Source organism: Schaalia dentiphila ATCC 17982, from assembly GCF_000154225.1.
In the GTDB taxonomy this organism is placed as follows: domain Bacteria; phylum Actinomycetota; class Actinomycetes; order Actinomycetales; family Actinomycetaceae; genus Pauljensenia; species Pauljensenia dentiphila.
The window spans coordinates 965843-979167 of sequence record NZ_DS264586.1 but is presented as its reverse complement, the minus strand read 5'-3'; the positions used below and the strand labels follow the sequence as shown (position 1 = coordinate 979167).

Genomic DNA, 13325 nt, shown 5'->3' with positions numbered 1-13325 from the left:
CAAGCGCGCCGCCTCACATCCGCCGAGGCTCGAAGCGAGAACACGATCACGCCTCTGCCTCCACAACGCACTGTAGCACTGGGCTTGAACTGCTTTGGCAGGACCGACGCACAGCCAGATTCCCGCTGACACTCACGACTCAGACTTACACATATGTCATCCGCCGACGCACAAACTTCCGCTAACAAGAACCATACGTGTTAACTATTTACGTGTAAGGTAGTGGACATGGCAACATGTGCACCCTCGCTATTCACAGCGCTGATTCACACGGAAATGGGCGCGTGGAACGCAGTCGAATCCGCACTTTCCGAGGCGGGCAACGCGCTGACACTCGGCCGCTTACTCGTCCTGCGCACAGTCCGCGACACCCCCGCGTGCCGCATTCAGGAGGTCGCAGCGAGCCAGGGCATCACCCTGGGAGCGGCCTCGCGCCTCGTGGATCGCCTCCACCGCGACGGGCTGCTGCACCGCACCCCGTGCGAGCACGACCGGCGCGCGACCATCCTGACGGTGACAGAGCAGGGCCTGGCACACCTCGAGGAGGCCTGCATGATCGTCGAGAAGGAGCAGGAGCGCCTCTTCGCCTCACTCTCCACAGCCCAGCGCGAGGAGCTGACGCGCGGCCTCGCACTCATCGCCCAGGCCGCCAAGGAGCGCGCATGATTCGCTTCGACCACGTCTCCAAGACCTACCCGGGCGGCACACGCGCCGTCGAAGACTTTTCCCTCACCGTCGAGCAGGGGTCGACGACCGTCTTCCTGGGCACCTCGGGCTGCGGCAAGACGACGCTCATGCGGATGGTGAACGCGATGGTCACCCCAACCTCGGGCAGGGTATTCGTACGAGACCAGGACGTCGCAGGCGAGGACCCCGTGGGCCTGCGCCGCTCGATCGGCTATGTCCTGCAGGAGGGCGGCCTCTTCCCCCACCGAAGCATTGCCGACAATATCGCGACCGTCCCGCGCCTGGAGGGCGCCACGAAGCAGGCCTCCCGCGAGCGCGCGCTCGAGCTCCTCGAGCTGGTGGGCCTGGATCGCGAGATGGCTGATCGCTACCCCGCCCAGCTGTCGGGCGGCCAGCGTCAGCGCGTGGGCGTGGCCCGGGCGCTCGCCAATCGCGCGGACATCCTGCTGATGGACGAGCCCTTTGGCGCGCTGGATCCGATCGTGCGCGCGGAGCTGCAGCGTGAGCTAAAGGAGATCCAGCGGGCCCTGGGCACGACGATCCTCTTCGTGACGCACGACGTGGACGAGGCGTTCACGCTGGGCGACCAGGTCGCCGTCCTCTCGACGGGTGGCCGCGTCGAGCAGGTGGGGACACCCACCGAGCTGCTCTCCTCTCCCGCCTCGCCCTTCGTCGCGGAGTTCGTGGGCGCCTCGCGTGCCGCGCGCCCGGTGCGCATCGCAGGGCCGGGCGGCCTGGTCGTCGACGACGCCGGCACCCCCGTGGGCACGCTGACGACCGACGAGGCCGGGGAGCGCCCGTGACCTGGCTGTCCTCGAACTGGGGGCTCATTGGCTCCCTGACTCTTGCTCACCTGTGGATCGCGCTGCCAGCGATCGCACTGTCGGTGCTGATTTCCGTGCCGATCGCGCGCTGGGCGGCGTTTTCACGCTGCGGCGGCTGGGTCCTGTCCATCCTGTCGGCGCTGTACGCGGTGCCGTCGCTTCCCCTTCTGATTGTCATTCCGGTGATCGTCGGGGTGGCGCTACGCTCTCCCATCAACATGATCATCGTCCTGACGCTGTACGGCGTGGCGGTGCTAGTGCGCCAGGCCGCGGAGGGTTTCCGCGCGATCCCGCGCGCGACCCTGCAAGCAGCGAACGCGTGCGGCTATCCCCTCTTTCGACGTTTCGTCGAGGTGGAGCTTCCCCTGGCGACACCCGTCATCGTCGCGGGCACGCGCGTAGTCGCCACGTCGACGGTATCGCTCGTGACAGTAGGCGCGTTCATCGGAGTGCGCTCGCTGGGCACGCTGTTCACTGACGGCTTTCAGCGCGGACTCATCGCCGAGGTCGTGGCCGGCTTGGTTGCGACGGTTCTCCTTGCGCTCGTCGTCGATGCGCTGATCCAGGGAATCGGCTGGGCCCTCACTCCGTGGATGAGAAGGGGGCGGGCATGAACATTCTCCTTGACGCCCTGAAATGGTTGGCTATCCCCGCCCACTGGCTGGGCGAGTCCGGGATCCTCGTGAGGGCCACCGAGCACTTGGGCCTCACACTCCTGATCGTGGCGCTCGCAGCCCTCATCGCGCTGCCGCTGGGCACCTGGATCGGACATACAGGCAGGGGCCGATGGCTCGTGAGCGCGACGGGCGCGGCTCGGGCGATCCCAACGCTCGGCGTGCTGACGCTGGCCGGCCTGTGGCTGGGTATCGGGCTTGCGGCACCCACGCTCGCGCTCCTCGTTCTGGCGATCCCGCCGCTCCTGTCGGCAACCTACTCGGGCATCGCCTCGACGCCGCGCGCGACTGTGGACGCTGCGCGAGCAATTGGGCTCACTGAAAAACAGGTCCTCGCGCAGGTGGAGGCCCCGCACGCGGCCGGCCTCGTCGCGGCAGGGGTCCGCTCGGCAACCCTCCAGGTGATCGCGACGACGACACTGGCGGCCTACACGGCGAACTACGGCCTCGGACGTTTCCTCTACGAGGGGCTCAAGACCCGCGACTACGCGGAGATGATCGGCGGTGCGATTGTCGTCGTCGCCCTCGCGCTGGTGACCGACGCACTCCTGGCGCTCATCGCCCGGCGCCTACGCGCCCGCACACATTCTTACTCAGACAACGAGAACAACTCACTCAAGGAGTCACTATGAAACGCACGATGATCACAATGGCTGCCGTCGCGGCTTCCGCCCTGGCCCTGGCCGCCTGCGGTTCGGCAGAGTCGGTCGGCGGCAACACGAGCACCGGGGGTTCGGAGAACGGCTCGACGACGCTCATCGTGGGGTCGCAGGACTACTACTCCAACGAGATCATCGCAGAGGCGTACGCCCAGGCCCTCGAAGGGGCGGGATTCACGGTCGACCGCCAGCTGCGGATCGGCCAGCGCGAGGTCTACATGCCCGAGATCGAGGCCGGCGCGATCGACGTGTTCCCCGAGTACACGGGCAACCTGCTGCAGTACCTGGATGCTGACGCGACCGCGCGATCCACGGACGAGGTCTACGCAGCTCTGCAGACCGCGCTCCCCTCGGGCCTGCGCGCCCTCGAGCAGGCACCTGCGACCGACCAGGATTCCTACGTGGTGACGGCAGATTTCGCAGCCGCGCATTCGCTGACCTCAATCGGCGACCTCGCGAGCGCGGGCACGCTCACCCTGGGTGGCAACTCGGAGTTGCAGACGCGGCCCTACGGTCCGACGGGACTGTCGCAGACCTACGGCGTGACCGTCGGGTTCACTCCGATTGAGGACTCGGGCGGCCCGCTCACCGTCAAGGCGCTGAAGGACGGCGACATCCAGCTGGCAAACATCTACTCCTCGGACCCGGCGCTGGCTGACGGGACGCTGAAAGTCTTGGATGACCCGAAGGGCCTGTTCCTGGCCTCGCACGTGGTACCCCTGGCCTCGTCACGCGTCGGCGATGAGGCCGCCGCGGTCATCAATCGGGTGAGCGCCGCGATGGACGCTCAGGACCTGGTGGAGATGAACCGGGCGTCGACGGTGGACCAGAAGTCCGCCTCGCAGATCGCCCGCGAGTGGCTTATTTCCGAGGGTTTGCTCTCCTAATTCCCACGTATCAACTCGACGAGGCCGGGGCCGGGTGTGTCCGCACGCTCAGCCCCGGCCTCGTCGCATGAATACTTCGTCACAACAGTCCCACTATTATGTGACCCACACCATGATTTGACCTACTTTTTACGTTTGTAACCAAAATGTAATGCGCACATGATGGACATCTTTCATGAATTCCACGCGGCACGGGTTAATCTCGGACCATACCTGAGGGCACCGCCTCAGTTCCACCCATCAACCAGGAGGAAGAATCCATGAACCTGAAGAAGGCATGGCTCGTCATCCCCGCGGCTGCCGCGCTCGCTCTGACCGCCTGCGCCGGCGGCGGCACCACGTCGTCCGGCTCCGGCGACAAGGTCATCACCGCCAACGGCTCCGAGCCGCAGAACCCGCTCCTGCCGGGTCTGACCAACGAGAACGGCGGCGGCAAGATCCTGACCGTCCTGTTTAGCCAGCTCGTCCGCTACGAGGCCGACGGCACCGCCGTCCTTGACGTTGCCGAGTCCATCGAGCCCAACGAAGACGCATCCGAGTGGACCATCAAGCTCCACAACGACCGCAAGTTCTCCGACGGCACCCCCGTCCAGGCCCACAACTTCATCAAGGCCTGGAACCTCATCACCTCCAAGAACCAGCAGCAGGCTGCCTTCTTCAACATCTTCGAAGGCACCGACGACGAGGGCAACGGTGAGATCACCGGCCTGACCGAGGTTGACGACTACACCTTCACCGCGAAGCTGAAGAACCCCACCTCGGACTTCATGTCGCGCCTGGGTTACGTCGCCTACGCGCCGCTTCCGGACTCGACCCTGGAGAACCCTGAAGCAGGCGGCCAGGCCCCCGTGGGCAACGGCCCCTACAAGATGGCCTCCGCCGACGCGTGGGAGCACAACGTCAAGTTCGCGACCGTCCCCAACGAGCACTACGTGGGCGACACCAAGGCCAAGAACGACGGCGTCACCTTCGTGTTCTACACGAGCCTAGACGCCGCCTACCAGGACCTGTCCTCCGACTCCCTGGACGTCCTTGAGAGTGTTCCGGCCTCCGTGTTCGCCACCTTCGAATCCGAGCTGCCCGGCCGCACCGTGAACCAGCCCTACGCTGGCGTCCAGTACTTCACGATCCCGCAGTACCTGCCCCACTTCTCCGGTGAGGAAGGCCGCCTGCGCCGCCAGGCCATCTCCCTGGCCGTCGATCGTGACACCATCACGAAGACCATCTTCAACGGCACCCGTACCCCCGCCAAGGACTTCACGGCCCCGACCCTCGAGGGCTACGACGCCAACATCGCCGGCAACGATGTCCTGACCTACAACCCCAACAAGGCCAAGGAACTGTGGGCACAGGCCGACGCCATCTCCCCGTGGGACGGCACCTTCACCATCGCCTACAACTCTGACGGTGGCCACAAGGAATGGGTCGACGCGACCGCCAACTCCATCAAGAACACCCTGGGCATCGACGCTGAAGGCAACCCCTTCGCCGACTTCAAGTCGCTGCTCGATGCCGAGGACAAGCGCGAGATGACCGGCGCGTTCCGTAACGGCTGGCAGGGCGACTACCCGGCGCTGTACAACTTCCTGCAGCCCCAGTTCGCCACCGGCGCCGACGCCAACAAGGGCGACTACTCCAACAGCGAGTTCGACTCCCTGATGATCCAGGCGTCCTCCGCCACCACCACCGCGGACGCCGTCAAGACCCTCCAGAAGGCCCAGACGATCCTGTTCCAGGACCTGCCGGCCGTCCCGCTGTGGTACCCCAACGTCAGCGGCGGTTGGTCGAAGAGCGTCGACAACGTCCAGTTCGACTGGAAGGGCCAGCCCGTGCTGTACAAGGTCACCAAGAAGTGATCGCACGAGGTTAACCTCTCCCGCGGGGCGGGCGGCACAAGCCGCCCGCCCCGCGGGCGTCTTCTCGACAGCCGCAAACACATCCACGCAGCTCAGCGACGCACCGCACACCCGCATTGACGCGGCACACACTTTCATCTCAAAACAGCATCACGGGATTGATACGGCATACAAATTGAGAGACTGATGCGCCATTTGCCCATTCTTTACCCTATGATGAGACCATAGTCGGCCTCGCCTGCGAGGCTCCGCCAGGGATCGGAACCTCCCCTCCCACGACACGAACACTAAAGGATTGTCCATGCTCCGCTACATCGGACGGCGACTCCTCCAGACCATCCCGGTCTTCTTCGGAGCCACCTTTCTGATCTTCGCGATGGTCTACCTGATGCCAGGTGACCCCGTCGCCGCACTCGGCGGCGACCGCGGCCTCTCCGAGGCCGCCGCCGCGCAGATCCGCGCCCAGTACAACCTGGACAAGCCCTTCTGGATGCAGTACCTGCTGTACCTTAAGGGAGTCTTCACCCTCGACTTCGGCACCGCGTTCAACGGCCAGAAGGTTACGTCCATCATGGCGACCGCCTTCCCGACGACCGCGAGGCTCGCCATCTACGCGCTCGCCATCGAAACCATCCTCGGCATCGGCCTGGGCGTCGTCGCGGGCATGCGCCGCGGCAAGTGGTTCGACTCCACGATCCTCGTGGTCTCCCTGCTGCTGATCTCCGTCCCCACCTTCGTTCTGGGCTTCGTCCTCCAGTACGTCCTGGGTGTTCAGCTCGCGATCCTTCCGACCACGGCCTCGGCCTCCGTCGACCTCAAGAGCCTCACCATGCCAGCCATGGTGCTCGGCGGCGTGTCCCTGGCCTACGTCATCCGACTGACCCGCCAGTCCGTCTCCGAGAACGTCTCCGCGGACTACGTGCGCACCGCGCGCGCCAAGGGCCTCTCCGGCGGCGTCGTCATGACGCGCCACATCCTGCGCAACTCCCTCATCCCCGTCGCCACCTTCATCGGCGGCGACCTCGGCGCCCTCATGGGCGGCGCGATCATCACCGAGGGCATCTTCAACATCCACGGCGTCGGCGGCACCCTGTGGAACGCCATTATCAAGGGCGAACCCCAGACCGTCGTGTCGGTGACAACAGTGCTCGTGCTGGTCTACATCATCGCGAACCTGATCGTCGACCTCCTGTACGCCGTGCTCGACCCGAGGATCCGCTATGAGTGACCAGATTCCTTCCGCCAACATCACCCGCACCCGCGCGGGCCAGGACCACTACGTCTCCGACATCGACGAGACCGGCCTCGGTGCCGTCGACGCGGTCGCCGACGAGGGCGCGCCCTCGTCCATGTGGGGCGAGGCCTGGAAGCGCCTGCGCCGCCGCCCGACCTTCTGGATCGCCGCGTTCATCATCGCGCTCGCCGCGCTCCTCGCGCTCTTCCCCTCGCTCTTTACCGCGACAGACCCGAAGTTCTGCGAACTCTCCTCGTCTCTCGCCGGCCCCTCCGCCGGACACCCCTTCGGCTTTGACAAACAGGGCTGCGACATCTACGCCCGCGTCGTCTACGGTGCCCGCGCATCCGTGTCCGTCGGCATCCTCACGACCCTTGCCGTCGTGCTGATCGGCGGCACCATCGGCGCCCTGGCCGGCTACTTCGGCGGCTGGTTCGACGCTCTGCTCTCACGCATCACCGACGTGTTCTTCGCGATCCCGCTGCTCCTCGCAGCGATCGTGTTCATGCAGATGTTCAAGGGCTCGCGCTCCATCGCCATGGTCGTCATCGTCCTGTCCATGTTCGGCTGGACCTCCATCGCGCGTATCACCCGCGGCTCGGTCCTCTCCGCCAAGAACGAAGAATTCGTGACGGCGGCCCGCGCGACCGGCGCATCCCGCGCACGCATCCTCCTGAGCCACATCATCCCCAACTCGATGGCCCCCATCATCGTGTACGCGACCGTCGCGCTGGGCACCTTCATCGTGTCCGAGGCCTCCCTGTCCTTCATGGGCATCGGCCTGCCGACGTCGGTCGTCTCCTGGGGCGCTGACATCTCGTCCGCTCAGACGTCCCTGCGCACCAACCCGATGGTCCTGTTCTACCCGGGCGCGGCCCTGGCCCTGACCGTCCTCAGCTTCATCATGATGGGCGACGCCGTGCGCGAAGCCCTCGACCCGAAGGCACGCAAGTGAGCGAAACGAACACCCCCCAGCTCTCCGACAAGGAGATGGAAGAGATCGTCGAACGAGCCGTCGCCGCCGGCACGGCCCCGGCCTCGTCCGACATTCACCCGGACGACGCGCAGCCCCTGCTCAAGATCACGGACCTGGAGGTCACTTTCACCTCCTCGACCGGCGTCGTCCCCGCCGTGCGCGGCGCGAATCTGACGATCTACCCCGGCCAGACCGTCGCCATCGTCGGCGAGTCCGGCTCCGGTAAGTCCACGACCGCCGCCGCCGTCATCGGCCTGCTGCCGGGCACCGGCAAGGTCGCGGGCGGAAAGATCGAGTTTGACGGGCGCGACATCACCCACCTGACCACCAGTGAGTGGGTGGAGCTGCGCGGATCCAGCATCGGCCTCGTCCCCCAGGACCCGATGAGCAACCTCAACCCCGTGCTCCGCGTGGGCAAGCAGGTCAAGGAAGCCCTCATCGCGAACGAGGTCGTACCCCGCTCCGAGGTCGGACAGCGCGTCACCGCCCTTCTCGAGGAAGCCGGCCTGCCCGACGCGGAACGCCGCGCCAAGCAGTTCCCCCACGAGTTCTCCGGCGGCATGCGCCAGCGCGCGCTTATCGCCATCGGCATGGCCGCGCACCCCAAGCTGCTGATCGCCGACGAGCCGACCTCCGCTCTGGACGTCACCGTCCAGCGCCGCATCCTCGACCACCTCGGCAAGCTCACCGCCGAGATGGGCACCGCCGTGCTGTTCATTACGCACGACCTCGGCCTGGCCGCCGAGCGCGCCGAGCAGCTCGTCGTCATGCACCGCGGCCGCATCGTCGAGTCCGGCCCCGCCCTCGAGATCCTCCAGCACCCCCAGCACCCCTACACGAAGCGCCTCGTGTCCGCCGCGCCCTCCCTGGCCTCGGCGCGGATCGAGTCCGCCCACAAGCGGGGAATCGCGGTCACCGACGACGAGCTCGTCGGTGCCGGCAAGGGTGCGACCTCCACGGACGCCATCATCCGCGTGGAGAACCTCACGAAGGAATTCGACATCCGCGGTGCCAAGAAGGGCAACGACACCTTCCTGGCCGTCGATGACGTTTCCTTCGAGCTGCGCCGAGGCACGACCCTTGCGGTCGTCGGCGAGTCCGGCTCCGGCAAATCCACCGCCGCGAACATGGTGCTCCAGCTCCTCAAGCCCACCAAGGGCAAAGTCTACTTCGACGGCGAGGACACCTCGCAGATGAGCGAAGCGGAACTCTTCCGCCTGCGCCGCCGCCTCCAGGCCGTCTTCCAGAACCCCTACGGCTCCCTGGATCCCATGTACTCGATCTACCGCCTGATCGAAGAGCCGCTGAAGATCCACGGATACGGCTCCCTGGAGTACGCGCGCGCCGAGATTAAGCGCGCCGAGGCCACGGGCCGCGAGCCCGAAGAGTGGATGCGCGTCCTCGTCGAGGCCGCCGACGCGAAGCGTTCGCTGACCGCCGCCGAGAAAGGCGAGTTCAACCCGAAGAAGCTGCGCATCGCGCGCGCTTCCGAGCTGCTCGACATGGTGGCCCTGCCGCGTAGCGCCATGCGCCGCTACCCGAACGAGCTCTCTGGCGGCCAGCGCCAGCGCGTGGCCGTGGCCCGCGCCCTCGCGCTCAACCCGGAGGTCATCGTCCTGGACGAGGCCGTGTCCGCCCTCGACGTGCTGGTGCAGAACCAGATCCTGTACCTGCTCAACGACCTGCAGGCACAGCTGGGCCTGTCCTACCTGTTCATCACGCACGACCTGGCCGTTGTCCGCCAGATCGCCGACGACGTGATCGTCATGGAGAAGGGCAAGCTCGTCGAGGCCAACTCGACGGACGAGCTGTTCAACAACCCGGTCCAGGACTACACGCGCGAGCTGATCGAGGCCGTCCCCGGCCGCAACATCCAGCTCAACCTGTGAGCAACTGACACACGCGAGTGTGGGGCCCGAGGCGCTGCGGCGCCTCGGGCCCCTCGCTGTGCGCGGGCCAGGTTGCTTGCGGCCCCACGGGTGTTCCGGGCGCCGCAACCAGTCCCACCGACGCCTCCGCTGCTCTCCACACCGGCAGCAAAGGGTTTTTTGCGCCATGCGAAGCCCTCTTACGGCGTGTCGCCGGCGTGTCGGAGCCTTGGATGGCGTAATTCCCCCGATTCGTGACGGCAAGTTCGCGACTTGACGGGGTTTGGCCGCCAAAGTGCAGACCCATTGGGCGAAAAACACTGAAACTGGCCTGTTTTGGCTGAATGGGTCTGCGCTGTCGTGGTTTCGGTCTTAGTCATCGTGTGTTGTTCGCACGTGGGCCCTTGAACCTGCGCGTCACCCCTTAGACGCGCACATAAACCCCTAGACATGCGCCTGGGCTGCGCCGCCCACGCGCATATCATCGGGTTAACGTGCGAGGTATCGGGCCCACGTGCGAGGTATCGGGCCCACGCTACACAAGCCGGGCCCACGTGCGTGGTGACGGGCGCGCCAACGACAACAGCCACCAACCGAAGCAATGTCGCACGCAATTTCCCTATAAACCTTTCACACATTGTAATAGCGCCGCTGCAATTCCAACGTTTCCGAGCATCTCAGAAAACACGCTTGGGGGAATTGCATGCGACTTTCAGGTCAGGACACCACTCCCGCACAACTCATTCACTGGCTGACGGCGGAGTGACATGCGACGGTGAGCGGGCCCCGGACAACAGACCACCCCACGCGCCACCCCTGACATTTGTCACGGCACCACCTGCATCAAAGAGCACTTCCGGGACCATTAATACGGGCGCAGACTGGGAGCCATGAACGCAGAAGCAACGCCCGCCCTCCAGGCGACAAACATTCACAAGTCTTTCGGCCACGTCGACGCGCTACGCGGCGTGAACCTGACCCTCATGCCCGGCGAGATCGTGGCACTCCTCGGCGTCAACGGCGCGGGCAAGAGCACTTTCCTGGACATCGTCCTCGGCCTGGCCACCCCCACGCAGGGCGACATCAGCGTCTACGGCATGAGCCCGCGCGAGGCCGTGCGCCGCTCCCTCGTGAGCGCGATGCTTCAGAACGGATCGATGCCGCGCAACGGGAAGGTCCGCAACACGATCGACCTGGTCGCCGCAATGCACGCCAACCCGATCCCCACCGACGAGCTCCTCGAACGCACGAACCTCACCAAGCTCGCCAAGCGCCCCCTCGACAAGCTTTCCGGAGGCGAGCGCCAGCGCGTGCGCCTCGCCCTCGCACTGGCCGGCAACCCGGAATTCCTGATCCTCGACGAGCCGACCGCCGGCATGGATGCGCTGGCCCGCCGCGCCTTCTGGGAGACGATGCGCGCCGAGGCCGCGGAGGGCCGCACGCTCCTCTTCGCCACGCACTACCTGACCGAGGCCCGCAAGGACGCCGACCGCATCGTGATCATTGACGCCGGGAAGGTCCTCCTGGACGCTCCCACCGAGCAGGTCGTCGCCGACAACGAGGACCTCGAAGACGTCTTCGAGCGCATCACCTCCCACACCGACGCCGAGTGAGCGCGACGAACGCCCACCCCGATGAGCCGTCCCCAGCCTCGTCCCGAGGCCAACGCCGAGGCCCACGCCCCACGAACGCAGACACGACACACGAAGAAGGCATCATGACCACCCAGGCACCCGCACGAGCCACCGACCGACCGATTCCCTCCCCCTTCACCGGAGCGGGCAAGCTGTGGCGCGCAACTTTCCTGTCCCACATCCTCAACCCGTGGAACATGGCGTTTGCCCTGCTGCTCCCCATGTTCATGTACGCGATGTTCGGCATGACCGATGTTGCGCGCACGACCCAGACCGGGCGCGGAAACCTGGCTGCCGCGATGATCGCGATGATGACCACCTACGGCGTCATCCTGGTCGGAGGCTCGCTCGGCGCGACGCTGTCCGTCGAGCGCACGACCGGCATCTCGCGCATGTACGCGCTGACCCCCATCCAGCCGTGGGTGATCCTCCTCGTGCGCCTCACGGCCCTCGTGGCGCTGAGCGCGTTTATCACACTCATCACCTTCAGCTTTGGCCTGGCCACGGGCGCACAGATGACCGCGGGCGCGTGGGCGGCCAGCGCCGCGGTCGTCGTCGCCCTGTCGGCCCTGGGTGCGCTCATCGGCCTGGCCTGCGGATACACGATCAAGGGTGAGAACGCCTACAGCGCCTCCGCGTTCGTCATGCTGATGGGCGCGTTCGTGTCCGGCATGTTCATCCCGCTAGACCAGCTGCCGCCTTTCGTCGCACAGATCGCGCCCTTCACACCTCTGTACGGCTCCGTCCAGGCGATCTACGCCGTCGCCGGAACCGTGACGATGCCGACCGCCGCGTGGCTCAACATCGCCGGGTGGGCGGTCATCACGGCCGGCATCGCCTGGTGGGGTGCGTCCCACGACACGGGTCGATAGGCTGTTGCCATGAAGGAGCGCTTGATCTCCCTGGCGTGGGCGGCCCCGTGGATGCTGTTCATGGGCTTCCCCCTGGCCTACGCCCTGGAGTTGACGGATACCGCCCAGCGCGCGGGCATCATCGGGCTGTGCGCCCTCCTCGCGGCCGCTAACTCGGCGGTGTGGCTGACCAATCCCCTTCCCGCACGCAACTCTTTCACGAGGCCATTCATCCTCTCACACGCGGCGCTGGCGGCGGCGACGGCCATCTACCTCGTCTACGCGACCGCTGTCGGTTTCCCGTACGCATTCATGCTGACGTCGTATCTGCTGGTCGCATGGATTTTCCAGGCGCCAATTCGCTTCGTCCCCTCGGGCGTCGTGCCGATCGTCGCCATTGCGGGCGTGGCCGCTTATGCCGAGGGAGAGCCACTGTGGATGATCTGGTACCTGGCCCTCCTCATCGGCTTCGTGGGGGTTGCCCGTTGGGGCATGGAACGCTCGGCCCGTGAGCGCCTGCGCCGCCAGGACGCGATTCAGCGCGCGAAGGCCGCCGAGCGTGCGCGCCTGAGCACGGACCTGCACGACATCCTCGGGCACTCGCTGACGGGGATCACGATGGTGTCCGAGCTGGCGGCTCGTCTCCTGGAGGCGGGTCGCGTGGAGGAGGCGCGCGAGCAGCTGCGCGCGGTCACGGCTCAGTCGAACGAGGCCTTGGCTGACGTCCGCCGCATCGTGGCGGCTACGCGGGCCCTGTCGCCCGTCGAGGAGCTTGAGGAGGCCCGTGCCCTCCTGGAGGTCGCGCGCATCGACGCCGACATCACGAACGAGGGAGAGCCGCCGTCGGGTCCTCGTTCGGCTGCGGCGGCTCACGTGATCCGTGAGGGCGTCACGAACGCGATCATGCACGCGCACCCCTCGTGGGTCCGCATCCGCCTCTCCCCCGGCGGCGTGACCGTCACCAACGACGGTTACTCAGCCGCCTACGCCGCGTCGAGCGCGGGATCAGGGTCGGGCCTGGCGGGCCTGTCCGAGCTGGTCGGCGACGAGGGCACGCTCACCTGGGGCGCGTCGGGCTCCACGTGGACGCTCGCGCTGTCCTTCGGCTCCGAACCCGACGCTCGCTCGTCCTGAGGGGCGGGCACACCCGAGAGATGATCCTCTGATCTGCGCTA

The 13325-nt window shown here is 66.3% G+C and carries 12 protein-coding genes; all 12 read left to right on the top strand.

Annotated elements, in window-relative coordinates; all coding sequences use genetic code 11:
• Positions 1-228: 228 nt before the first annotated feature.
• The 12 genes from ACTODO_RS04155 (at position 229) to ACTODO_RS04100 (ending at position 13284) form a co-directional block, all read left to right on the top strand.
• Complete coding sequence (locus tag ACTODO_RS04155; RefSeq protein ID WP_034512031.1) at positions 229-666, top strand: MarR family winged helix-turn-helix transcriptional regulator; 438 nt, start codon at positions 229-231, stop codon at positions 664-666.
• Positions 663-1490 carry an ABC transporter ATP-binding protein gene (locus ACTODO_RS04150; RefSeq protein ID WP_003791766.1) on the top strand — a complete coding sequence of 276 codons (828 nt, stop codon included), beginning with the start codon at positions 663-665 and terminating at the stop codon, positions 1488-1490. Before ACTODO_RS04155 ends, ACTODO_RS04150 begins: the two co-directional genes overlap by 4 nt.
• Entirely contained in the window at positions 1487-2125 is a 639-nt protein-coding gene (locus tag ACTODO_RS04145) for an ABC transporter permease (RefSeq protein WP_003791764.1), read from the top strand. Before ACTODO_RS04150 ends, ACTODO_RS04145 begins: the two co-directional genes overlap by 4 nt.
• The gene (locus ACTODO_RS04140; protein WP_034512027.1) at positions 2122-2817 is read left to right on the top strand and encodes an ABC transporter permease; all 696 of its coding nucleotides are present in this window, start codon (positions 2122-2124) and stop codon (positions 2815-2817) included. The genes ACTODO_RS04145 and ACTODO_RS04140 overlap by 4 nt, the downstream gene beginning before the upstream one ends.
• On the top strand, positions 2814-3731 hold the full coding sequence (locus ACTODO_RS04135) for an ABC transporter substrate-binding protein (RefSeq protein ID WP_003791759.1): 918 nt from the start codon (positions 2814-2816) through the stop codon (positions 3729-3731). Before ACTODO_RS04140 ends, ACTODO_RS04135 begins: the two co-directional genes overlap by 4 nt.
• A 260-nt stretch (positions 3732-3991) precedes the next feature.
• Positions 3992-5587 carry a peptide ABC transporter substrate-binding protein gene (locus tag ACTODO_RS04130; RefSeq protein ID WP_003791757.1) on the top strand — a complete coding sequence of 532 codons (1596 nt, stop codon included), beginning with the start codon at positions 3992-3994 and terminating at the stop codon, positions 5585-5587.
• 301 nt (positions 5588-5888) lie between these two features.
• Entirely contained in the window at positions 5889-6815 is a 927-nt protein-coding gene (locus tag ACTODO_RS04125; protein WP_003791755.1) for an ABC transporter permease, read from the top strand.
• Positions 6808-7776 carry an ABC transporter permease gene (locus ACTODO_RS04120; RefSeq protein WP_003791753.1) on the top strand — a complete coding sequence of 323 codons (969 nt, stop codon included), beginning with the start codon at positions 6808-6810 and terminating at the stop codon, positions 7774-7776. Before ACTODO_RS04125 ends, ACTODO_RS04120 begins: the two co-directional genes overlap by 8 nt.
• Entirely contained in the window at positions 7773-9686 is a 1914-nt protein-coding gene (locus ACTODO_RS04115; protein WP_003791750.1) for a dipeptide ABC transporter ATP-binding protein, read from the top strand. Before ACTODO_RS04120 ends, ACTODO_RS04115 begins: the two co-directional genes overlap by 4 nt.
• Before the next feature lie 869 nt (positions 9687-10555).
• Positions 10556-11278 carry an ABC transporter ATP-binding protein gene (locus ACTODO_RS04110; protein WP_003791747.1) on the top strand — a complete coding sequence of 241 codons (723 nt, stop codon included), beginning with the start codon at positions 10556-10558 and terminating at the stop codon, positions 11276-11278.
• Positions 11279-11382: 104 nt separating this feature from the next.
• Entirely contained in the window at positions 11383-12171 is a 789-nt protein-coding gene (locus tag ACTODO_RS04105) for an ABC transporter permease (protein ID WP_003791744.1), read from the top strand.
• A 9-nt stretch (positions 12172-12180) separates the two neighbouring features.
• Entirely contained in the window at positions 12181-13284 is a 1104-nt protein-coding gene (locus tag ACTODO_RS04100; protein ID WP_003791743.1) for a sensor histidine kinase, read from the top strand.
• Positions 13285-13325: the final 41 nt, after the last annotated feature.

Coding starts and splice junctions, on each gene's coding strand:
- ACTODO_RS04155 (WP_034512031.1), top strand. CDS start 229: ATGGCAACATGTGCACCCTCGCTATTCACAGCGCTGATTCACACGGAA.
- ACTODO_RS04150 (WP_003791766.1), top strand. CDS start 663: ATGATTCGCTTCGACCACGTCTCCAAGACCTACCCGGGCGGCACACGC.
- ACTODO_RS04140 (WP_034512027.1), top strand. CDS start 2,122: ATGAACATTCTCCTTGACGCCCTGAAATGGTTGGCTATCCCCGCCCAC.
- ACTODO_RS04135 (WP_003791759.1), top strand. CDS start 2,814: ATGAAACGCACGATGATCACAATGGCTGCCGTCGCGGCTTCCGCCCTG.
- ACTODO_RS04130 (WP_003791757.1), top strand. CDS start 3,992: ATGAACCTGAAGAAGGCATGGCTCGTCATCCCCGCGGCTGCCGCGCTC.
- ACTODO_RS04125 (WP_003791755.1), top strand. CDS start 5,889: ATGCTCCGCTACATCGGACGGCGACTCCTCCAGACCATCCCGGTCTTC.
- ACTODO_RS04120 (WP_003791753.1), top strand. CDS start 6,808: ATGAGTGACCAGATTCCTTCCGCCAACATCACCCGCACCCGCGCGGGC.
- ACTODO_RS04110 (WP_003791747.1), top strand. CDS start 10,556: ATGAACGCAGAAGCAACGCCCGCCCTCCAGGCGACAAACATTCACAAG.
- ACTODO_RS04105 (WP_003791744.1), top strand. CDS start 11,383: ATGACCACCCAGGCACCCGCACGAGCCACCGACCGACCGATTCCCTCC.
- ACTODO_RS04100 (WP_003791743.1), top strand. CDS start 12,181: ATGAAGGAGCGCTTGATCTCCCTGGCGTGGGCGGCCCCGTGGATGCTG.